At 71.6% G+C, this 19,798-nt stretch carries 22 protein-coding genes; 16 read left to right on the forward strand and 6 right to left on the reverse strand.

Annotated elements, in window-relative coordinates:
- The first annotated feature begins 37 nt into the window (after positions 1-37).
- From VK611_10635 to VK611_10645, 3 genes are read left to right on the forward strand one after another with little or no spacing between them, the layout of a single operon-like run.
- Positions 38-1,162, forward strand: a complete 1,125-nt coding sequence (locus tag VK611_10635) for a hypothetical protein (protein ID HMG41779.1) — start codon at positions 38-40, stop codon at positions 1,160-1,162.
- Positions 1,159-1,683: a nuclear transport factor 2 family protein gene (locus tag VK611_10640; GenBank protein HMG41780.1), complete on the forward strand. Its 525-nt coding sequence runs from the start codon at positions 1,159-1,161 to the stop codon at positions 1,681-1,683. The genes VK611_10635 and VK611_10640 overlap by 4 nt, the downstream gene beginning before the upstream one ends.
- Positions 1,661-2,554, forward strand: a complete 894-nt coding sequence (locus VK611_10645) for a TauD/TfdA family dioxygenase (protein ID HMG41781.1) — start codon at positions 1,661-1,663, stop codon at positions 2,552-2,554. Before VK611_10640 ends, VK611_10645 begins: the two co-directional genes overlap by 23 nt.
- A 36-nt stretch (positions 2,555-2,590) precedes the next feature.
- Here VK611_10645 and VK611_10650 read toward each other — a convergent pair whose 3' ends face one another.
- A complete protein-coding gene (locus VK611_10650; protein HMG41782.1) occupies positions 2,591-3,442 on the reverse strand; it encodes a helix-turn-helix domain-containing protein in 852 nt (283 codons plus the stop codon).
- A gap of 277 nt (positions 3,443-3,719) precedes the next feature.
- Between VK611_10650 and VK611_10655 the strand changes: the two genes are divergently transcribed.
- From VK611_10655 to VK611_10690, 8 genes are all read left to right on the forward strand, one after another.
- Positions 3,720-4,481 carry an SDR family NAD(P)-dependent oxidoreductase gene (locus VK611_10655; GenBank protein ID HMG41783.1) on the forward strand — a complete coding sequence of 254 codons (762 nt, stop codon included), beginning with the start codon at positions 3,720-3,722 and terminating at the stop codon, positions 4,479-4,481.
- Between the two features lie 138 nt (positions 4,482-4,619).
- Positions 4,620-5,831, forward strand: coding sequence for an ABC transporter substrate-binding protein (locus tag VK611_10660; GenBank protein ID HMG41784.1), 1,212 nt, complete (start codon positions 4,620-4,622; stop codon positions 5,829-5,831).
- A gap of 73 nt (positions 5,832-5,904) precedes the next feature.
- Positions 5,905-6,780, forward strand: a complete 876-nt coding sequence (locus tag VK611_10665) for a branched-chain amino acid ABC transporter permease (GenBank protein ID HMG41785.1) — start codon at positions 5,905-5,907, stop codon at positions 6,778-6,780.
- On the forward strand, positions 6,773-7,840 hold the full coding sequence (locus tag VK611_10670; GenBank protein ID HMG41786.1) for a branched-chain amino acid ABC transporter permease: 1,068 nt from the start codon (positions 6,773-6,775) through the stop codon (positions 7,838-7,840). The genes VK611_10665 and VK611_10670 overlap by 8 nt, the downstream gene beginning before the upstream one ends.
- Positions 7,840-8,601: an ATP-binding cassette domain-containing protein gene (locus VK611_10675; protein ID HMG41787.1), complete on the forward strand. Its 762-nt coding sequence runs from the start codon at positions 7,840-7,842 to the stop codon at positions 8,599-8,601. Before VK611_10670 ends, VK611_10675 begins: the two co-directional genes overlap by 1 nt.
- On the forward strand, positions 8,588-9,343 hold the full coding sequence (locus tag VK611_10680) for an ABC transporter ATP-binding protein (GenBank protein HMG41788.1): 756 nt from the start codon (positions 8,588-8,590) through the stop codon (positions 9,341-9,343). Before VK611_10675 ends, VK611_10680 begins: the two co-directional genes overlap by 14 nt.
- Positions 9,344-9,421: 78 nt before the next feature.
- Complete coding sequence (locus tag VK611_10685; GenBank protein ID HMG41789.1) at positions 9,422-10,126, forward strand: Bax inhibitor-1 family protein; 705 nt, start codon at positions 9,422-9,424, stop codon at positions 10,124-10,126.
- Positions 10,127-10,230: 104 nt separating this feature from the next.
- Complete coding sequence (locus VK611_10690; protein HMG41790.1) at positions 10,231-10,677, forward strand: SRPBCC domain-containing protein; 447 nt, start codon at positions 10,231-10,233, stop codon at positions 10,675-10,677.
- 6 nt (positions 10,678-10,683) lie between these two features.
- Here VK611_10690 and VK611_10695 read toward each other — a convergent pair whose 3' ends face one another.
- The 5 genes from VK611_10695 to VK611_10715 form a co-directional block, all read right to left on the reverse strand.
- Positions 10,684-11,019, reverse strand: coding sequence for a DUF742 domain-containing protein (locus VK611_10695; protein HMG41791.1), 336 nt, complete (start codon positions 11,017-11,019; stop codon positions 10,684-10,686).
- A gap of 8 nt (positions 11,020-11,027) precedes the next feature.
- Positions 11,028-12,944 (reverse strand): nitrate- and nitrite sensing domain-containing protein, encoded by a 1,917-nt coding sequence (locus tag VK611_10700; protein ID HMG41792.1) that lies wholly within the window; start codon positions 12,942-12,944, stop codon positions 11,028-11,030.
- Positions 12,945-13,183: 239 nt separating this feature from the next.
- Positions 13,184-14,134 carry a VWA domain-containing protein gene (locus VK611_10705; GenBank protein ID HMG41793.1) on the reverse strand — a complete coding sequence of 317 codons (951 nt, stop codon included), beginning with the start codon at positions 14,132-14,134 and terminating at the stop codon, positions 13,184-13,186.
- Entirely contained in the window at positions 14,131-15,012 is an 882-nt protein-coding gene (locus VK611_10710) for a DUF58 domain-containing protein (GenBank protein ID HMG41794.1), read from the reverse strand. Before VK611_10710 ends, VK611_10705 begins: the two co-directional genes overlap by 4 nt.
- Positions 15,009-16,064 (reverse strand): MoxR family ATPase, encoded by a 1,056-nt coding sequence (locus VK611_10715; protein ID HMG41795.1) that lies wholly within the window; start codon positions 16,062-16,064, stop codon positions 15,009-15,011. Before VK611_10715 ends, VK611_10710 begins: the two co-directional genes overlap by 4 nt.
- A gap of 111 nt (positions 16,065-16,175) precedes the next feature.
- On the opposite strand from VK611_10715, the gene ftsY reads away from it, so the two are divergent.
- The 5 genes from ftsY (at position 16,176) to VK611_10740 (ending at position 19,798) form a co-directional block, all read left to right on the forward strand.
- A complete protein-coding gene (gene ftsY / locus VK611_10720) occupies positions 16,176-17,255 on the forward strand; it encodes a signal recognition particle-docking protein FtsY (GenBank protein HMG41796.1) in 1,080 nt (359 codons plus the stop codon).
- A gap of 22 nt (positions 17,256-17,277) precedes the next feature.
- Positions 17,278-17,673: a BON domain-containing protein gene (locus tag VK611_10725; protein HMG41797.1), complete on the forward strand. Its 396-nt coding sequence runs from the start codon at positions 17,278-17,280 to the stop codon at positions 17,671-17,673.
- Between the two features lie 71 nt (positions 17,674-17,744).
- A complete protein-coding gene (gene ffh / locus VK611_10730; GenBank protein HMG41798.1) occupies positions 17,745-19,154 on the forward strand; it encodes a signal recognition particle protein in 1,410 nt (469 codons plus the stop codon).
- 78 nt (positions 19,155-19,232) lie between these two features.
- Positions 19,233-19,529: a 30S ribosomal protein S16 gene (rpsP, locus tag VK611_10735; GenBank protein ID HMG41799.1), complete on the forward strand. Its 297-nt coding sequence runs from the start codon at positions 19,233-19,235 to the stop codon at positions 19,527-19,529.
- A gap of 29 nt (positions 19,530-19,558) precedes the next feature.
- Positions 19,559-19,798 carry a KH domain-containing protein gene (locus VK611_10740; protein HMG41800.1) on the forward strand — a complete coding sequence of 80 codons (240 nt, stop codon included), beginning with the start codon at positions 19,559-19,561 and terminating at the stop codon, positions 19,796-19,798.

The following is a 19,798-nucleotide window of genomic DNA, read 5'->3' on the forward strand; positions in this document are numbered from 1 at the left end:
CTGCATGGACTAATAGTCGACCAGAGGCGGTTCGCGAATGTCCACCAAGGGTCCGTCATCCGTTCTCGGTGAGCTCGACGTCGACCACGACGGCTTGACCGCCGGGTTCGACCTCTACGGCTCCACCTACCTGTCGGATCCGATGCGGGTGCTCGGGCAGGTCCGCTCACTCGGGGGGCGCTACGCCGTCGGCCGGGGCTGGCTGGCCGTGTTCGACGAGGACCTGATCGCGGCCGGCTTCCGGGACGAGCGCCTCCGGGTTCCGAGCCTCCCCGATCTCGGCTTCGTCGGCCACCAGTTCGACACGATCACGGCCTTCCACGACTCCCTCATCTCCCCGCGGTCGGGCAGCGTGCACCGTGCAGGCCGCTCCAAGCTCTCGAAGGTCGTGGCCGACATGGCGGCCGGCGGTGTGGACGCCATCGTGGACGAGCTGGACCAACGGCTCTCGTCCGCCGCCGACTCGTCGCAGCCCATCGGCCTCTACCCCGAGGTCGTGCTCCCTTCCGTGGCTGCCGCCGCCTGCCGGTTCCTGGTCCTCGACACGGGCCACGCCGACGGGCTCGCGGACGTGATGCCGTGGCTCAACGCCTCCTTCACGTTTCGGGTGGGCAGGGAGCACGAGGCCATCAGTGCCGGCATCCGGCGCTACCACGAGCTGGTGGCGGCCATGGGCTCCGAGGTCGAGCACACGGTCCTCGAACAGGTGCTCCTCGGCGGGTTCGAGACGACCGCGGCGGGCATCACCAACGCCTGGGCCGTCCTGCGAACCAGCCCGGACAGCTCCCGGCGGGTGCCGCCGACGGTCGATGAGATCGCCGCGGCGGTCAGCGCCGAGCCGCCCCTGGCCGGAGCGTTCCGGTACGCGTCGACGTCCGTCCAGCTGGGTGAGATCGACGTCGAGCAGGGCACCCTCGTGTACCTCGCCGTGCCGGTGCCGGACGGCCGGAACCTGCCGCTGTCGAGCCACACCGTCTTCGGGGGTGGGCACCACCGCTGCGTCGGTCGGTTCCTGGGTGCCGCCGAAGTGGAGGCGAGCCTGCAGTTCCTGCTCGGCGGCGCCTGGCAGATCGACTTCGTCGGCGATCCGCCCCTGTCGCCGAACGCGATCGGCACCCGGGCGATGCAACCCATCGTGACGGTCACCCGAGGCCGGCGATGAACGCCACCGACGATCCCGCGCTCGAGATCGCACACCGCCACCGGAGAGAGATCGCCCGCATCATCCGGGCCTACGCCCACGATGTCGACCGGCGTGACTACGACCACCTGGGCACCCTGCTCAGCGACGAAGCGGAGCTCGTCGTGGAGGTGGCCGGGGCACCACTGGTCACCATCGCCGGAGCCGATCGGATCACCGACGCCATCCGAGCAGGCCACCGGAGATGCGTCGCCACCTCACACCTGCTCGGGCAGATCTCGATCGACGTCGACGGCGACGGCGACGTGGCGACGGCCGAGTCCTACTGCCACGCCCACCACCTCGACGTCGACGCTCCCGGCGTCGCCCGGGTGATGGTGCTGCGCTACCTGGACCGCTTCGAGCGCACGGACCGGTGGCGGATCCGCCGTCGACACCTCGTCACCGACTGGACCGAGTACCGCCTGACCAGCCCACCCGATCGGCCCGACCCGGACGGGCCCCGACCTTGGAGCGCTCATGCACTTCGTCCCCATCGGTGAGGCCTTCGGGGCCCAGATCGTCGACGCCGACCTCCGAGGCCCGCTCGACGTCCCGACCGCCGAGGCCCTGCGCGATGCGCTCGGCACCCACCACCTGCTGGTGCTGCGTGGCCAGGGCCTCCAGCCCGCGGACCAGGTCCGGATCATGGAGGCCGCATCGGGCCCGGTGCTCGACGAGCGCGCCGACGGCAGCCTCCACAGCTTCGTGTCCAACGCCGACCCCGATGCTCTCGTGCGGGGCGACAACCGCTTCCCGTTCCACTCCGACTTCGGCTTCACCCCGGAGCCCCTCTGGGCCCTCTCCCTGTACGGCATCCACGTCGTTCCCGGGGCCGACACGTTCTTCGCCGACACCGTCGCCGCGGCCGCCGCCCTCGACGAGCCGACGCGCGCCAAGGTGGCCGAGCTCACCGTGACCCAGATGTACAGCTTCGACATCTCCTACGACCGCGACCACCGGCTGCGGCTGGCCGACATCGGGGAGGACGCCGATCCGTCCACCTACCCACGGGGGTCGTACCCGGTGCTGGGTCGGCACCCCCGGCTCGAGGTCGCCTACCTCCGGGTCTCCGAGCAGCAGTCGAGCCACATCGACGGGCTCGACGAGTGCGAGAGCGAAGCCGTCATCGCCGAGCTGTTCGAGCACATGTACAGCGATCGGTTCACCTACGTCCACCGCTGGGAGCCCGACGACCTGGTGATCTGGGACAACCTGGCGGTCCAGCACGGACGGGCCGCCTTTCCCGTCGCCCGGCACCGCCTCCTCCGGCGAGTCACCTGCTCGCCGCTGACGTTCGCCGAGATCATGGCCGACATCGTCGTCCCTGACGGGTTCGGCGCCAAGGCCGTGATCGGTGGTGGAACGCCCTGAGAGCCACCGGCGGCAGCCGCACGACGCTGCCCCGGTTCAGCGGCGGCGCACCTCGGTGGCGACCGCCGCGGCGGCTGACTGGAGGCACTCCGCGGCCTCCACCACCTCGGCGCCGGTGAGCGTGTCGCCCGTCCAGTTCGCGGAGAGGGCCAGCGGTTCGCGCAGCGGCGCCGAGAGGACCGGCGCCTGGATCTGCCCGACCTGGTACCGGTGCCGGGGCTTCACCTCCTCGAGGAAGTACGGCACGTCGTTGAGTCGGGCCGCTGCCAGGCGCTTGTGGTCGGTCGGATCGACCACCCGTGCGGACCCGCGCAGCTTGTTCTGGACGGGTTCCAGCTCGTGGCCGCTCGGGAGATCGAGCGTCACGATGTACCCGCGTCGGCGTGCACCTTCCACGACGCGCTGCATGGTGCGGAGCGCATCCGGCGTGAGGGGCGGGTTGGCCGATCGGAGCCAGGCGTCCCACTGCGAGGCGTCGGTCCAGGCCACGTGCACTGCCCCGTACGGGGGGTTGAAGGGCACCCGCACGCCCACGCGCAGGACGCCGCCGAACAGGTTGGTCTGTCCGATCACGTCGAGGATGACGATCTGGTCCTCGATCACCGTCGTCACGTTGATGGGGGATCCGATCTGCGCCGCTACGCGACGGATGGTGTCGTGGGCAGGTTCGAGATCGGGGAAGCGGGCCTGAGCCGCCCGGCTCGCGGTCACGAAGGCCGGCCCCAATCGGAAGTCCCTCCGGGTCGGATGCTGGATGAGGTAGCCGGCCTGGGTCAGCGTGATGAGGATCGCCAGGCAGGTGCTCTTCGTCATCGCGAGCGTCCGAGCCAGCTCCGAGGCGCCGAAGCTCCGGTCCGGGTACCGGGCGAGGTGCTCGATGATCGTCACCACCCGGACGGTCGGGTTCGACGGTGAGTCGGCCCACCACTGTGTGGCTTCGGTCGTCGGGGTTTGGCGCTTCACATCCATGGCGATTTGGCGATCGTACTGCCGCGATCCGCCGATCACCGCAGGCCAGCGGACATCCCCGTACTCGTTGACCGCAGCTTCGTCGGAGTGTTATACGTACACCCGGTCAAATAATCGACCGAGGGGGGAGTGTTGACGTGAGTGAGCGAGGTCCGGCACGTCCGGGCGGGGACCGCGGCGTCGGGCGGCGTCGGCGGTGAGCACCTTGCCGCTGACCGGGACGCTGGCGGTGGTCACCGGCGCCTCCCGGGGGATCGGGGCGGCGACGGCCGTCCGGCTCCACGGCCTGGGATCTCACGTCGTCCTCGTCGGCCGAGACGCTGACGCGCTCGGTCGCGTCGAGGCGAGCCTCGGATCGTGCTGTTCGTCGCTCGTCGCCGACCTGTCGGCGCCTGGCGCAGGAGCCGCCGTCATCGACCAGGTCGTGCAGCATCGAGGCGGTGTCGACATCCTCGTCAACAACGCCGGTGTGTCCGTCCTGGAACCCGTCGAGGACGGGGACCCGGCGGCGTGGCGGACGATGCTGGAGACGAACCTGGGGGCGGCCATGGAGTGCACACACGCCGCGCTCCCACATCTGCTCCTCGCGGCCACCACCGGCAGCCGCAGGGTGGCCGACGTCGTGGCCATCAGCTCGGTGGCAGCCCGTCGGCCGCGCAAGTACGCAGCCGCCTACAGCGCGACCAAGGCCGGGGTCAACGCCTTCTTCGAAGCACTCCGGCAGGAGGTGTCGGGCCGCAGCGTGCGCATCTCCACGATCGAAGCCGGTGCCGTGGACACCACGTTGAACCGGCACACGCGGCCCGCGGTCCTGCAGGAGCTGAAGAGGGACGCAGGCCCGTGGGAACCGCTGCGTCCCGCCGACGTGGCCGACGCGGTCGCAACGGCGGTGACGGCCCCTCGACACGCGTCCTACAGCCAGACCCTGCTCCGACCGACGGGCGATGCACGGCCCTGACACCAGAACCTGACGGGGTCATCACACCTCCGGCTTGACGACCTGTCAGATGGGGGGCATCTTCAGATCTGACGATGTGTCAGAACCCGGGGCGGGAGCTCTCGTCGAGCTTCCCGCTGCGACAGCGAAGGGATCGACATGACGGCAAACTCACGACGACTGGCCGCGGCGCTACTGGCGCTCGGCCTGGTCACGACGGCCTGCAGCCGGGGCGACGACTCCGATGCGGACGACGCGCCATCCACCACCGTGCCCGCAGAGGTCGAGGCATCCAAGGACTTCGAGCTCGACGAGCCGGTCAAGCTCGTCGCGATGATCTCCGATCCGACCAACTCGAGTGACGGCAACGCCATCGCCGACTTCAACGACGGTGCCCGGATGGCCATCGACGAGATCAACGAAGCCGGTGGGCTCGGCGGGCACGACATCGAGCTGGTCACGATCGACACACCACCGGTGGGCGACGCCGTGGTGAACGCCCTGAACCTCGCGGTGGCCGAGAACCCGACGGCGATCCTCGGGCCGGTGTCGAGCACAGCCACCCTCGCCATCACCGAGCGGGTCGCCGAGGAGGAGATACCGCTCATCCACAACTCCACCGACCCGGCACTGGCGACGGATGGCGAGGCGGGCAACGAGTGGGTGTACGCCTCACGGCCACGCAACGACGAGGCCGCCTCGGTGGCGGCGTCGTTCCTCACCGATGAGCTCGGAGCCGAGAACGTCGGCCTCCTCTCGGTGAACGCCAGCTTCGGCCAGCAGGGCGTGGCTGCGGCCAAGGAAGCGCTCGGCAGCGCGGCGGGCGCCGAGCGGAGCTTCGAGTACAACGCCACCAACCTCAGCGAGCCCATCCAGGCCGTCGCCGACAGCGACGCGGTGTTGGACTGGGGAACCCCGAACACTCTTGCCGCATCGGTGGTCACGGCCGCGCAACAGGGCCTCGACGTGCCGTACATGGGCCCGGGCAGCATCGGCTTCGCCTCGTTCAAGACCGGTGTCGGCGACGACAGCGTGCTGGCGAACGTCTACGGCACCGTCGACTGCATCCCCACGGACGACGAGCGCGACTACGTCGCCGAGTGGGCCGGCCGCTTCGAGGCGGAGTTCGGGTACACACCTTCGTACAGCGCGGCGGAGCTGTACGACTCGGTGTTCCTGCTCCGTCACGTGATCGAGGCCGCCGAGAGCGCCGATCCCGCAGCCATCCGCGACGGGCTGGCGGGTATCGAGGTCGCGACCGGCATGTGCGCCGTCACCTACCGCAACGACAACGGCTTCCTCTCGCAGGAGAGCACCGTGGGTCGCTACGAGGACGGCGAGTTCGTGGCGGTCAAACGGTACGGCGGATGAGCTACCCCGCTCGACGACCAGGAGGCGGGGTGCCCGAGCCGGGCCCCCGCCTCGTGGCGGGGGGCCGTTAGGGATGTCCCGCTTCGTCCTCCTCACCATCAGCGGCCTGGCCGACGGTGCCATCTACGCCCTGATAGCGCTCGGCTTCGTGCTGATCTACAAGGCGACCGGTGTCATCAACTTCGCCCAGGGAGACCTCGTCACCCTGGGTGCCTACGTGGCGCTCTGGGCCTACCAGGACCTGCGCCTCACCCTGGCAACATCCGCACTCGTCGCGGTGCTCGCGCTGGCCTGCACCGGCGCGGTGCTCGAACGGGTCGCGGCCGCGCCATTGCGGGGTCGGTCGGTGCATGTCGTGGTGATCGCCACGCTCGGGGCCGCCTTGGTGATCCGGTCGCTGGTGATCCGCTGGAAGGGCACCAGCCCGCAACGGCTGCCGGGCTTCTTCGGCTTCCGGACCGTCGAGGTGCTCGGTGCCCGGATCCCGATGCAGAACCTGCTCATCCTCGGCGCCGCCGCGCTGGCGCTGTCCCTGGTCGCCCTGCTCCTGCAGGGCACGTCGTTCGGTCGCCAGGTGCGGGCTCTGGCGACGGACCGGACCACCGCACAGCTCATGGGCATCTCCGTCGACCGGTTGTCCATGGCGGCCTTCGCCCTCGCGGCTGCGCTCGCCGCGGTCGGAGCGGTGCTGGTGGCGCCCACGCAGCAGCTCACGCCCACGTTCGGGTTCGGCCCCATGCTGTTCGCCTTCGCCGCCGCCATCATCGGCGGGTTCGGTCGGATCGGCGGCGTCGCCCTCGCGGCCGTGCTCCTCGGCGTCCTCCAGCAATGGGCCACCGGCTACATCGACCCCTCGTACCGTGAGATCTACCCCTTCGTCCTCATGCTCGGGATCCTCGCCGTGCGCCCGAAGGGCCTGCTGCCCGAGCAGGTGGGCCAGCGTGTCTGAGCTCTCGGTCGACCCGGCGGGCGCGGCCGGCGGGCAGCCGACCGCGCCGGCGACGGTTGGGCCGGTCCGCCCGCCGGTGTACGCCGGTCGGCAGGGCCTCGGGCTCGCCGCCTTCGCCGTAGCGCTCGCAGTGATCGTGGTGCTGGCCGACTCGCCGTACAGCCAGGGCCTGGTGGGCCAGTGGGCCACCCTGGCCATCGCCGGGCTCGGGTTCTACCTCGCGTTCGGCGTGGGCGGGCAGTTCTCCTTCTGCCAGGCCGCGCTGGTCGGCCTCGGCGCCTACAGCTCGGCATGGCTGACCCAGGACCACGGTCTGCCCTTCGCCCTGGGGTTGCTGGGCGCGGTGGCCATCACCGCAGTGGTTGCCGCCGGCCTGTTCGCACTGGTCAAACGTTGCGACGCGTTCTACTTCGCCATCGCCACCCTCGCGTTCGGGTTCCTCGCCGTCGTGGTCTTCCGCGAGTGGTCGTCCTTCGCGGGGCCGGGCGGCGAACGGCGGTCGCTGCCCGGCATCAGCCTCGGCGGCGACGAGCTCTCGGGGCGGTCCTCGGCCGCGGCTGTCGTGGTGGTCCTGCTGCTGGCACTCGGCCTCACCCTGCTGGTCGAACGCTCGCCGCTCAACCGGGAGGCCGCCGCGGTGCGCCACCTACCGCTGGCGGCGTCCACGTTCGGGATCGGCGTGATGCGCATCCGAGCGACCATGTTCGTCGCCGGGGCCGCCTACTCCGGCGCCGCGGGAAGCCTCCTCGCCCATCGCAACCGGGTGCTGAGCCCCGAGGCGTTCGACATCGAGCTGGCGATCGACATCTTCCTCGTCCTGCTATTCGGCGGTCTGGGATCGGCATGGGGTCCGGTGCTCGGCGCAGCGTTCGTGGTGTGGGCACCCGAGCAGCTCCGGTTCATCGGCCGCGACCGCGACCTGGTGTTCGGCGGGCTCCTCATCGCCATCATGATCTTCGTACCCGACGGACTCGTGGGCCTCGCCGGGCGCGTCCAGGGCCTCGTCGCCGACCGCCGCCGGGGACGCCCGGCAGAGCCCGCCGTGGCGGGGGAGGCCTGATGCTCGTCGCCACCGACGTGCGCGTCACCTTCGGCGGGGTCGTGGCCGTCGACGACCTGAGCATCGAGGTCGAGCCCGGCGTCGTGCTCGCCGTGGTCGGCCCGAACGGGTCCGGCAAGACCACGCTCCTCAACGCGATCACCGGCTTGGTGCCCTGCCGTGGCCGGGTGACCGTCGACGGCACCGTCCTGGCCACGGGCCGGCCGGGTCGGGCGCGGCAGGCCCACTGCCTGCGCACCTTCCAGACGCCCCAGGTGATCGACGAGCTCAGCTGCATCGACAACGTGCTGCTCGCCACCGAGGACCGGGAAGCCACCGGCCTCCTCGCCAGTTGGGTGACGCGGCGGCAGATGCTCGCCCGGGAGCACCGACGATGGGCGGCGGCCGAGGCCTGCCTCGAGCAGTTCGGCCTGCGCGAGCAGGCGGTCCTGCCCGCCTCGCGCCTCACCTACGGGCAGCGGCGGTGGCTCGAGCTGGCCCGCGTCGCCCTCGCTCGGCCCCGCTACCTGCTGACCGACGAGCCGTCGGCCGGCCTCAACGAGGCGGAGACCGTCCGCCTGGCCGAGCACATCGCTGCGTTCCGCGCCGCCGGGGTGGGGGTGGTGCTGGTCGACCACAAGGTCGACTTCCTCCGCCGCGTCGCCGACCGCGCCGTCGTGCTGGCGCTCGGCCGCAAGGTGGCCGAGGACCGCATCGAGGCCATCTGGGACCTGCCAGCCGTCCAGGACGCCTACCTCGGGACCCGCCGTGTCATCCGCTGAGCCCGACGTCGCACCGGCGGCCTCCGTCGATGCGGCGCCGCCGGTCCTCCACATCGCCGGCCTGACCGTCCGCTACGGGTCGATCACCGCCGTGGACGATGTCGACCTGACCGTCCCACGGCTCGGCGCCGTGGCCCTGCTCGGCGCCAACGGTGCCGGCAAGACCTCGTTGCTCGACGCCGTGTCGGGGCTCGCCCCGCACACGGGCCTCATCGAGATCGAGGGACGCTCCCTCGCCGGCCGCTCGCCCGAGCGCATCGCCCGGCTCGGCATCGCCCACGTCCCGGAAGGCCGGCGGCTCTTCCCCAACCTCACCGTGCACGAGAACCTCCAGGTGGCACAGAAGGGCCGGAACCGGCGGACCTCGGCCCACGACCCCGACACCATCTACGAGGTGTTCCCGGCACTGGTCCGGTTGCGCAAGCGACGGGCCTGGTCCCTCTCCGGCGGTGAGCAGCAGATGGTCGCCGTCGGCCGCGCTCTCTGCGCGGCACCTCGCATACTGCTGCTCGACGAGCCGACGCTCGGCCTGGCGCCCGTCGTCGTCGACCTGCTCTACGACGCCCTCCAACGGCTGCGCGGTGAAGTCGCCATGCTGCTCGTGGAGCAGGCGACCGACCTGGCCCTCGCCGTCTGCGACGAGGCCTACGTGCTCACCACCGGCCGGCTCACCCTGCACGCCACCGCCGCCCGCCTCACCGAGCGCAGCGACCTGCTGGCCACCTACCTCGACGGCGCCTGACCGCCCGTCGCGTCGTCCCGATCGCCGGCGGCGCCGGCTGGACCTTCGAGCCGTCCTGACCGACGTACGCTGGGCGCCATGACCACCGCCCCGCTCGGCTACCCGTCCGTCGCCAGCCTCGACGAACAGTCGCGCGCCGACTTCGTCGTGAAGGTGTACCAGCACCTGGGGGCAGCCCTCGTCGCCTTCGTGGCGTTCGAGACGCTCCTCATCAACCTGGGAGCGGCCCGGGCGCTCTACGACTTCGTCTCCGGCAGCAGCACCTGGCTGCTGATCCTCGGCGGCTTCATGATCGTGAACTGGCTGGCCACCAGCGCCGCCCACGACGTGCTCAACCCGTCGCGCCAGTACCTCGGGCTGTTCGGCATGGCGGCGGCCGAGGCGGTCATCTTCGCTCCGTTCCTCCACTACATCTTCGAGATCCAGGGCGACGGTGCCACCACCGTCGGCGTGGCGGCCATCATCACCGCCGTGGGCTTCGCGGCCCTCACCGCCGTGGCCCTCACCACCAGCCGCGACCTGTCGTTCCTGCGCCCGATGCTGATCTGGGCGGGCGTGAGCGCCCTCCTGCTGATCGTCGCCGCCGTGCTGTTCGGCTTCGAGCTGGGCGTGTGGTTCTCGGTGGGCATGATCGCCCTGGCCGGCGCCTCGATCCTGTACCAGACCCAGAACATCGTCCGGCGCTACCCGGCGGAGGCCTACGTCGGCGCCGCGGTCCAGCTGTTCGCCTCGGTGATGATGCTGTTCTGGTACGTCCTGCGCCTGGTCGCCTCCCGCCGCTGAGCGGCGCGAACGCCCGATTTCCCGTTGCGTCGTTCGGCGCGCCCGTCTACCATCGAACACATGTTCGTACGACGGGTTGAGCAGCGGTGCTGACGAGGATCGACATGGTTGACGCCGAGCGCGAGATCGAACTCAATGTCGTGGTGGCGAGCCCTCCGGACGTGGTCTGGCGGGCGCTCACCGACAACACGGCGATCCGCCAGTGGTGGGCGCCCGGCGTGGTGATCGACTCCGAGGTCGGTGGCGCCTTCGTCGAGCCGTGGGTCGACCCCTCCGGGCGGCGCCTGGTCACCTCGGGGGTGATCCTCGAGCTGATCCCCGGCGTCCGCCTGGCGCTCACCTGGGCCGACCACGGCTGGCCCTACACCACCTACGTCGAGGTCGCACTCGCCCCGCACCGCGACGGCACGTTCGTCCAGCTGCGCCACACCGGTTGGGAGCAGTGGGGCGAAGACGAGCGTGCCACCCTCCTCCAGGCGCACACCGAGGGCTGGGAGCACCACCTCACGGCCCTCGCCGTCTACTGCGAGCAGCAGGACGAGCCGTTCTGAGCCGGATCAGGCGGGGATGGCCTTCACCCGGGCGATGAGCCGTTGCAGCAGCTCGACGTCGGCGGCGAGGTCGGCTTCGCCCTCGAACACCTCCAGCAGGTGCTCGTCGGCCAGGTCGGCCACCAGCACCCGCACCACGCCCAGCGGCGTCGACAGGTGGGCCGCGATCTCGGCCACCGACTGCGCCGCCTCCTCGCACAGCTCCACGATGCGCCGCTGCTCCGGTGCCAGCTCGGATGTGGCCGCTCCACCCTTGTCGGTGGCGGTCACCATCGCCTCCACGGCGAGGAGGTGGTGGGTCGGCCGCGTACGCCCCTTGGTGAAGAGGTACGGCCGGACCACGCCGGCCTCTACCTCCCAGGCGTCGTCTGGCATTCCGCGACAGCGCCCACCATCAGTTGTTCGGGTAGCAGGACCTCGGCGGTGGTGCCGTCCCCACGCGCCGGCATCAGTCGCACGTCGATGCCGTGTCGCCGGGCGAAGCGCCCGACCACGAACATGCCGAAGTAGCGCGACATCCCGGGGTCGCTGACGTTCGACCCGGAGATGCGCTCGTTCGCCTCGTCGAGCTGGCCGGCGTTCATCCCGGCACCGGCGCTCGTCACCGTCACGAGGTAGCGGCCCTCGTCCACCCACCCGCCGGCGATCCGCACCCTCGTCCCCGACGCCGAGAACGCCAGGGCGTTGTCCACCAGCTCGGCCAGCAGGTGCGACACGTCGTTGGCGGCGATCCCCACGATGGCTCCCGGGTCGATCGAGTCGACGTCCACCCGCGAGTAGTCGACGGCCTCGGCCACCGCCGCCCGGACCACGTTCACCACCGACACTGGCCGGCTCCAGGGCCGGGGCGAGTCGGCGCCCGCCATCACCACCAGGCTCTCGGCGTTGCGCCGCAGCCGGGTGGACAGGTGGTCGAGCAGGAACAGGTCCGACAGCGTGTCGGGGTCTTCGGTGCGGGCCTCCAGGTCGTCGATGTGACCCAGCTGGCGGGTCACCAGATCCTGCGTGCGGTGCCCGAAGTTGAGGAACACCGCGTTGACCTTGGTGCGCAGCTCGGCCTCGTCGCTGGCGAGGGCGAGCGCCGCGGTCTGGGCTTCGTTGAATGCGGCGGTCAGCTCGGCGAGGTCGCCGTCGGCGGGCAGCGGTAGGGGCGTGAGCGCCCGTCGGGCCGCCTCGGCTCCCTCGTTCTGCGCCACCTCGACGGCGGCAGGGAGGGCGACGTGCACGGCGTGGTCGGCGGCCAGCGTCAGCCGTCGCAGCGGGCGGATGGCCGTGCGGTACAGCAGCACCAGCACCGCCACCGAGAGGGCGACGGTGATGCCCAGCACGAGCAGGGCCCGGGTGCGCCGGTCGGAGGCGAGCTCCCGCTGGCCGGCGGCGCTGTCGGCCAGCGACCCCGCGGTGTCGTCCGCGATCGTCTCGAGGAAGCCGGTCTTGCGCTCCATCACGTTGGCCCAGGCCGCCGGGTCGGCGTGGACCTGCCCGTCCGGCCCCGCCGCCAGCGCCTGGTCGCGCAGCCGCAGGCTCGTGGTGACCGCCGGCTGGGCCAACGCCTTGGCGTAGTGGTCGAGCTGGGCCGAGTCGGCGTTGCGCGCGAACTGGTCGAACCACAGGCTCTGGCTGGTCACCGACTCCCTCAGGCGGTCGTAGGTCGTCCGGTTGACCGTGCCCGAGGCGAAGGCCGACGTGAGCAGCCCCTGCTCGACCACCACCTCCTGGAGCGCTCGGGACAGCGCCTGGAACGAGTCGAGCCGGGTCATCATCGCGGCGCTGCCGGCGAGCTCGACGGCCCGGTCGAGATCCAGCACCGGGTCGATGATCTCGGCGTAGGCGCCGAGCACGTCGTCGCTCGTGGCCTCGCCTCGCTGGTCGACCTGCTCCCGGGCGGCCGCCAGGCGGTCGAGCTGGTCGAGCGCCGGTGCGGTGCCGAGCTCCGACCGGCCGCCGGTGATGGTGGCGCGCAGGGCATCGATGGCGTCCGACGTCCGGTCGCGCTGGGAAGCCAGATCCTCGGCCGTCTCGCTGTCGGGGGGAGCGGCCGGCGGGGCTTTGGTGGCCGACAACAGAGAGGCCGACAGCGCCCGCTCCTGGGCCAGTTCGAGGGCGGCGGTCGTGGCGGCGAGCGACAGCTCGACGCGGCTCGTGGCAGCGTCGCCGCGCTGGGCGTCGTCGGTGGTGTTCTGCACCTCGCGGGCCGCGGCGGCCACGAGGACCAGAAGGGGTATGGCCAAGAGGAGGGTCAGCTTGGTGCGAAGGGGGATGCGCATCGTCGTCGGGGGACGGCCGACGCCCGGAGGGGAGGCCCGGGTGGCGGCGACGGTGGAGCGTGCGCGCCGCGGCGAGGCCGGGTCAAGAACCCCCCGGTGATCCCGCGCGCGGCGACCTGGCGTCGCCGGCATAATTTGCTCTGTGTCTATCTCCAGTTCATCTGCTGTTTACCCAATGCGACGCGGAGCAGCTGGATCGCGCCGTGTGGCGTCGACGGCGCCACGGAGAGCGTCGGCGCTCAGGGCAGCCGTTGCGACCAGAGCAGCGACAGCAGGCCGGCGGCGGCCAGGAACAGAAGGCCGAAGCCGGTGAACCAGCCGCCGATCTCGCGCTCGACGTCCTCGTAGCCGACCACGGTCGAGATCGCGTCGTAGACCGACTCCAGGCTGTCGAGCGAGTCGGCCTCGGCGAACTCCCCACCGGAGGTCGCGGCGATGTCGCGCAACGGCTCGGGCCGGACCGGCACGTCCATCGGCACGCCGGTCGTCGGGTCGTCGACCATGCCGTCGGGCGTGCCGAACGCGATCGCGTCGACGGGGACCCCGGCCTCGGCGGCCGCGTCGGCGGCGGAGGCGTCGCTACGTCCGGTCGTCGTCTCGCCGTCCGAGAGCACCACGATCCGGGCCGGCGGCGGTGAGCCGTCCTCGGCCGGGGGCGCCGCCTCCACGAGGTCGAGCGCCTCGAAGATGGCCTCGCCGATCGCCGTGTAGACGTCGAGCTCGGCCGTCTGGATCGTGGAGCGCACGGTGGCGCGGTCCTCGGTCACGGCTGTCGACGTGATCGTCCCGCTGAACAGCACCAGGCCGATGTCCACCTCCTCGGGCAGCTCGTCCACGAAGTCGACGGCGGCCGCCTTGGCGACGTCGACGCGCGACGGGTCGACGTCGGTCGCCTCCATCGAGTTCGACACGTCCAGCGCCAGCACCACCGTCGCCCGGTCCTCGGGCTCGCGCACCGTGCGCACCGGCCGGGCGAACCCGACGACGAGCAGCGCCAGCGCCACCAGCCACAGGCCCGCCGGCAGGTGCCGCCGTACGGCCGAGCGCTCCGGCGCCACCACGTCGAGCAGCGCCACGTTGGTGAACCGCACGACGTCCCGCCGCCGCCGGAACATCGACGCCACCCAGGCACCCGCCAGCCCACCGACCGCCAGCAGCAGCCACAGCCGCCACGCCACCAGGAAGCTCATCGACGCACCCGCCGGGCGGGGTGGGTGAGGAAGCGGGCGAGGTCGACCAGCCAGTCGCGGTCGGTGCGCAGCACCAGGTGCTCGGCACCGATCCGGCGCAGCGCGGCGGCGACGCCGTCACGGTGCGCCTGCGCGGCCTGTGCGTAGCGCTCCGAGAAGCCGGGCGCCGAGGTCTGCACCTCCCGCTGGCGGCCGGTCTCCGGGTCCGACACCACCAGCACCCCGACGTCGGGCAGCTCCAGCTCCCGGGGGTCGATCACCTCCACGGCCAGCACCTCGTGACGCCGGGCCACCATCTGGAAGGCCCGCTCCCACTCGGAGTCGACCAGGAAGTCCGACACGACCACCGCCAGCCCCCGCCGGTGGCTCGGCGCGGCCAGCTGCCGGACCGCTCGACCCAGTTCGGTCGGGCCCCCGCCGTCCACCTGCGGCGCCGTCAACGCCCGGTGCAGCACGGCCCGGACGTGGGCCCGACCGGAGCGGGCCGGGAAGGTCACCGTCCCCTCGCCGGTCACCAGGATGGCGCCGAGCCGGTTTCCACCCCGGGCGGTGAGCAGGCCCGTCGCCGAGGCGGCGTTGAAGGCCAGGTCGCGCTTGGTGCAGGCGGCGGTGCCGAAGTCGAGGCTGGGCGACAGGTCCACCACCAGCCACGTCTCCAGCTCGCGCTCGGCGATCGTCTCACGGACGTGGGTCGCCTGCGTGCGGGCGGTCACGTTCCAGTCGATCCGCCGCACGTCGTCGCCGGGCTCGTAGAGGCGGGTGTCGCCGGTCTCGGTGCCGTGGCCCGGCACGAGGCCCCGGTGGTCGCCCAGCAGCAGCCCGTCGAGCCGCCGGTTCACGGTCAGCTCCAGCCGCCGCAGCACCTCCTCAGGGCTCATGCGTCGGACCCGGTGTGGGATCCGTTGCCAGCCGTGGGGTCCTGGGTCGGGCTCACCCGGGGAGCGACCACCGTCGACAGCAGCTGGGCGAGGATCGCGTCGGCGTCGACACCCTGCGCCAGCGCCTCGTACGACAGGACCAGCCGGTGCCGCAGCACGTCGGGAGCGACGTCGAACACGTCCTGGGGCAGCACCCACGAGCGCCGCCGCATCGTCGCCAGCGCCCGGCCCGCGGCCACCAGCCCCAGCGACGCCCGCGGCGAGGCGCCGTAGTCGAGCAGCGGCGCCAGGTCGGCCCGGCCGCAGCGGGCCGGATCGCGGGTGGCCAGCACGAGGTTGACCGCGTACTCCATCACCGACACGTCCACGTAGGTGCCGTGCGAGACCGCCCGCTGCAGGCGCGCCAGGTCGTCCCGCGACAGGACGTTGTCGGCGTGCGGGGCGTCGACGCCCATCCGGCGCACGATCTCCAGCTCCTCGCTGGGCGACGGCAGGTCGACGAGCAGCTTCATCAGGAAGCGGTCGCGCTGCGCCTCCGGCAGCGGGTAGACGCCCTCCGACTCGATCGGGTTCTGCGTCGCCATCACCAGGAACGGTGTGGGTACCGGGTAGCTGGTGCCGCCGATCGTCACCTGGTGCTCGGCCATCACCTCCAGCAGCGCCGACTGCACCTTCGCCGGCGCCCGGTTCACCTCGTCGGCCAGCAGGAAGTTCACGAACACCGGGCCCAGCTCGACGCCGAACGTCTCCGTCGACGGGCGGTAGATCCGGGTGCCCGTGATGTCGGCCGGCATGAGGTCGGGCGTGAACTGCACGCGGCCGAACGTGCCGCCGACCACCGTGGCCAGTGTCTGGGCGGCCAGCGTCTTCGCCAGCCCGGGCAGCCCTTCGAGCAGCACGTGCCCACCCGACAGGAGGGCCACCATCAAGCGTTCGATCACCCGGTCCTGCCCGACGATCACCTTCTTGACCTCGAACAGCGCCTGCTCGATGAGGCTCGCATCGTCGGTGGTGGGTCGTGCTGAGGTGGCGGAGGTCTCGGCGTCGTCCACGGCGCGACACTACGAAGTCGATCGACCCTTCCGGCATCGGGACTTCTCAGCCCTCTCAGGTTCGCGGGGCCGCCAGCCGCCCGACGGGGGAGCGGTAGGCTCCGCCGGGCCATGGACCTCGTCGTCGTCGTCGCCGTCCTCGCTCTCGTCCTCGTGGCGGGCAGCGCCTACTTCCTCGTCGTCGGCCGCCGCCGCGACGAGTCGCTGGGGGTGGAGGAGCCGTCGACCGCGGAGGTCGAGGCCCCAGCTGCGGCCACCGCGGCCGCGACCGCCACCGTCGAGGCGCCGGCCGGCCCGCCCCCGACGTTCCGGGATCGGCTCGGCAAGGCGAGGGGTGCGCTCGGCGGCTACCTGACCACCATCCGCTCCCGCAAGGTCGACGACCAGACCTGGGACGACCTGGAGGAGGCGCTCATCCGGGCCGACGTCGGCGTCGCCGCCACGCAGCGGATCCTCGACGACCTGCGGGAGGTCGCCAAGAGCGAGTCGATCAGCGACCCCGACGCCCTCATCGACCGGCTCAAGGCCGAGCTGAAGGGCCTGCTCTCGGAGGGCGACCGCAGCCTGCGCTACGACGCCGGCAGTCCCAACGTGTGGCTGTTCGTGGGCGTCAACGGCGTCGGCAAGACCACCACCATCGGCAAGATCGCCCGGCAGCAGATCGCCGGCGGCCGGTCGGTGGTGATGGCCGCGGGCGACACCTTCCGCGCCGCCGCCGCCGAGCAGCTCACCGCGTGGGCCGAGCGCTCCGGCGCCGACATCGTGCGCGGCAACGAGGGCGGTGACCCCTCGGCGGTCATCTACGACGCCGTGCAGCGGGCCGCGGCCCGGGGTGGCGACCTCGTGCTGGGCGACACGGCCGGTCGCCTCCACACCAAGACCAACCTGATGGAAGAGCTGAGCAAGGTGCGCCGCGTCGCCGACCGCGAGCCGGGGTCGGTCACCGAGGTCCTCCTCGTGCTCGACGCCACCACCGGCCAGAACGGCCTCACCCAGGCCCAGCAGTTCACCGACGCCGTCGACGTCACCGGCATCGTGCTCACCAAGCTCGACGGCTCGGCCAAGGGCGGCATCGCCCTCGCCGTGGAGACCAGCCTCGGCATCCCGATCAAGCTGGTGGGCCTGGGCGAAGGGGTCGAGGACCTGGTCGACTTCGACCCCGACGAGTTCGTCGAAGCGCTCTTCGCGTAGCGGACGAGACGGAGGAGCAACGGTGCTGACAGTTCTCAGGACAGGGTTCCGGGTCGGCTATCGCGCGGCCCGCGTGATCGGCCCGGCGCGGCTCGCCATCGTCGCCCTCGGCGTCGGGATCGGGCTGCTGATCGCCCCCACGTCGGGCGCCGACCTGCGGGAGCGCCTGCGCCGCCGCTGGGAGGAGCGCCGCGAGTCGTCCGGCGACCTCGACATCGCCCAGCGGGTGCGCGACGAGCTGGCGCAGTCGCCCCGCACGTGGCACCTGCCACAGCCCGAGGTCGAGGTGTCCGACGGCACCGCGATCCTCACCGGCCAGGTGCCGCACCTGTCGGGTCGGGCCGATCTGGAGCGCATCGCCGCCGCCGTCGCCGGAGTTGTCGCCGTCGACAGCCGGCTGGTCGTGGAAAGTCGATAGCGACTCGGCGAAGCCCGAGGCCCTTCGGGGCGGCGGCCGGGGTGGTTGGCGGGCGGTAGGGTTACCGGTTCATGTTCGAGTCGCTTTCGGATCGCTTCGAGGGGATCTTCGGTCGTCTCCGCAGCAAGGGAACGCTGCGGGAGTCCGACGTCGACGAGGTCCTGCGCGAGATCCGCCTCGCCCTGCTCGAGGCCGACGTCAACTTCACCGTCGTCAAGACGATGGTCGAGCGCCTGCGGGAGCGGGCCATCGGGGCCAAGGTCCACGAGGCGCTGAACCCGGCTCAGCAAGTCGTCAAGCTGGTCAACGAGGTCCTCGCCGAGGCGCTGGGCGGCGAATCGGTCACGATCCGCTACGCCTCGCGGCCGCCGACGGTCGTGCTGATGGCCGGTCTCCAGGGCGCCGGCAAGACCACCGCCACCGCCAAGCTCGCCCGCTGGTTCAAGCAGCAGGGCCGCAGCCCGCTGCTCGTGGGCGCCGACCTGCAGCGGCCCGCCGCCGTCGAGCAGCTCCGCACCCTCGGCGAGCGCGTCGGCGTGCAGGTGTTCAGCCAGCCGGGCGACCCGATCGCCACGGCCAAGGCGGGTGTCGAGGAGGCGCGGCGGCTCGGCCGCGACGTCTGCATCGTCGACACCGCCGGCCGCCTGGCCGTCGACGCCGAGATGATGGACCAGGTCAGGCACATCGCCGACGCGACCTCGCCCGACTACACGTTCCTCGTCGTCGACGCCATGACCGGCCAGGACGCCGTCACCGTCGCCGAGTCCTTCAACGCCACGCTCGAGCTCGACGGCGTCATCATGACCAAGCTCGACGGCGACGCCCGCGGTGGCGCGGCGCTGTCGGTCAAGGAGGTGGTCGGCAAGCCGATCGCCTTCGCGTCGACGGGGGAGAAGGTCGACGACTTCGACCTGTTCCACCCCGACCGCCTCGCCAGCCGAATCCTCGGCATGGGCGACGTGCTCACCCTCATCGAGAAGGCCGAGCAGGTCTACGAGAAGGAGGAGGCCGAGCAGGCCGCGGCGAAGCTGCTGGGTGGCGGCTTCACGCTCGACGACTTCCTCGAGCAGCTCCAGCAGGTCCGCAAGATGGGCCCGTTGCAGAACATCCTCGGCATGATGCCCGGCGTCCCCAAGGAGATGAAGGACGCCGAGGTCGACGAGAAGCAGCTCGGCCGGGTCGAGGCGATCATCCGCTCGATGACGCAGGCCGAGCGGATCGACCCCACCGTCATCGACGGCTCCCGGCGCTCTCGCATCGCCCGGGGCAGCGGCACCGAGCCCGGTGACGTCAGCCAGCTCGTGAAGCAGTTCCGCGAGATGCAGAAGATGATGAAGAAGATGCCCGGCTTCGCCCGCCCGAAGGGTGGCGGCAAGGGCCGCAAGGGGCGCAAGGGCCGTTCCGGCGGCGGTCGGGTCACCCCTCCCGGAGGCGGCCGGGTCACGCCGAAGCAGCCGTTCACGCTGCCCGGCTTGAACTGACGCGCCGATCTGGCGCAAAATCGCAGGTCGCCTCCCCGGCGAGCTCGCAACACATCGCAACACAGAAGGACGTACGAAGTGGCCGTCAAGCTCCGCCTCATGCGGATGGGCAAGAAGAAGCAGCCGACGTACCGCGTGGTCGCGGCCGATGTCCGTTCGCCGAGGGACGGCCGGTTCATCGAGATCGTCGGCATCTACAACCCCCGCACCGACCCCTCCCAGATCAGCATCGACAACGCGAAGGCCGTCGCCTGGTTGGCGAAGGGCGCCCAGCCCACGGACACGGTGCGCAAGCTCCTGGAGATCTCCGGGGCGTGGGGCGAGTTCACGGGCGAGGCCCCGGCCCCGGCCGCTGCGGCCCCGGCAGCCGAATGACGGATACATCCTCCTCCGACATCGCGGTCGTGCCGACTGCGCACGCCGTGCTGCTCCATGTCGTCGGTGCGCTGGTCGAGGACCAGGACGCCATCCGGGTCGAGACCGAGATGTCGGGCTCGACGCCCCGCCTCACGGTCCGGGTCGGCCGCTCCGACATGGGTCGGGTGATCGGCAAGCGCGGTCGTGTCGCCCAGGCCATCCGCACCGTCGTGCGGGCCGCCGCCGTGCGCGACGGCAGCGACGTCGAGGTCGAGTTCGAGGACTGA

It is taken from the genome of Acidimicrobiales bacterium (genome assembly GCA_035316325.1).
Classification (GTDB): domain Bacteria; phylum Actinomycetota; class Acidimicrobiia; order Acidimicrobiales; family VFJN01; genus DASXTK01.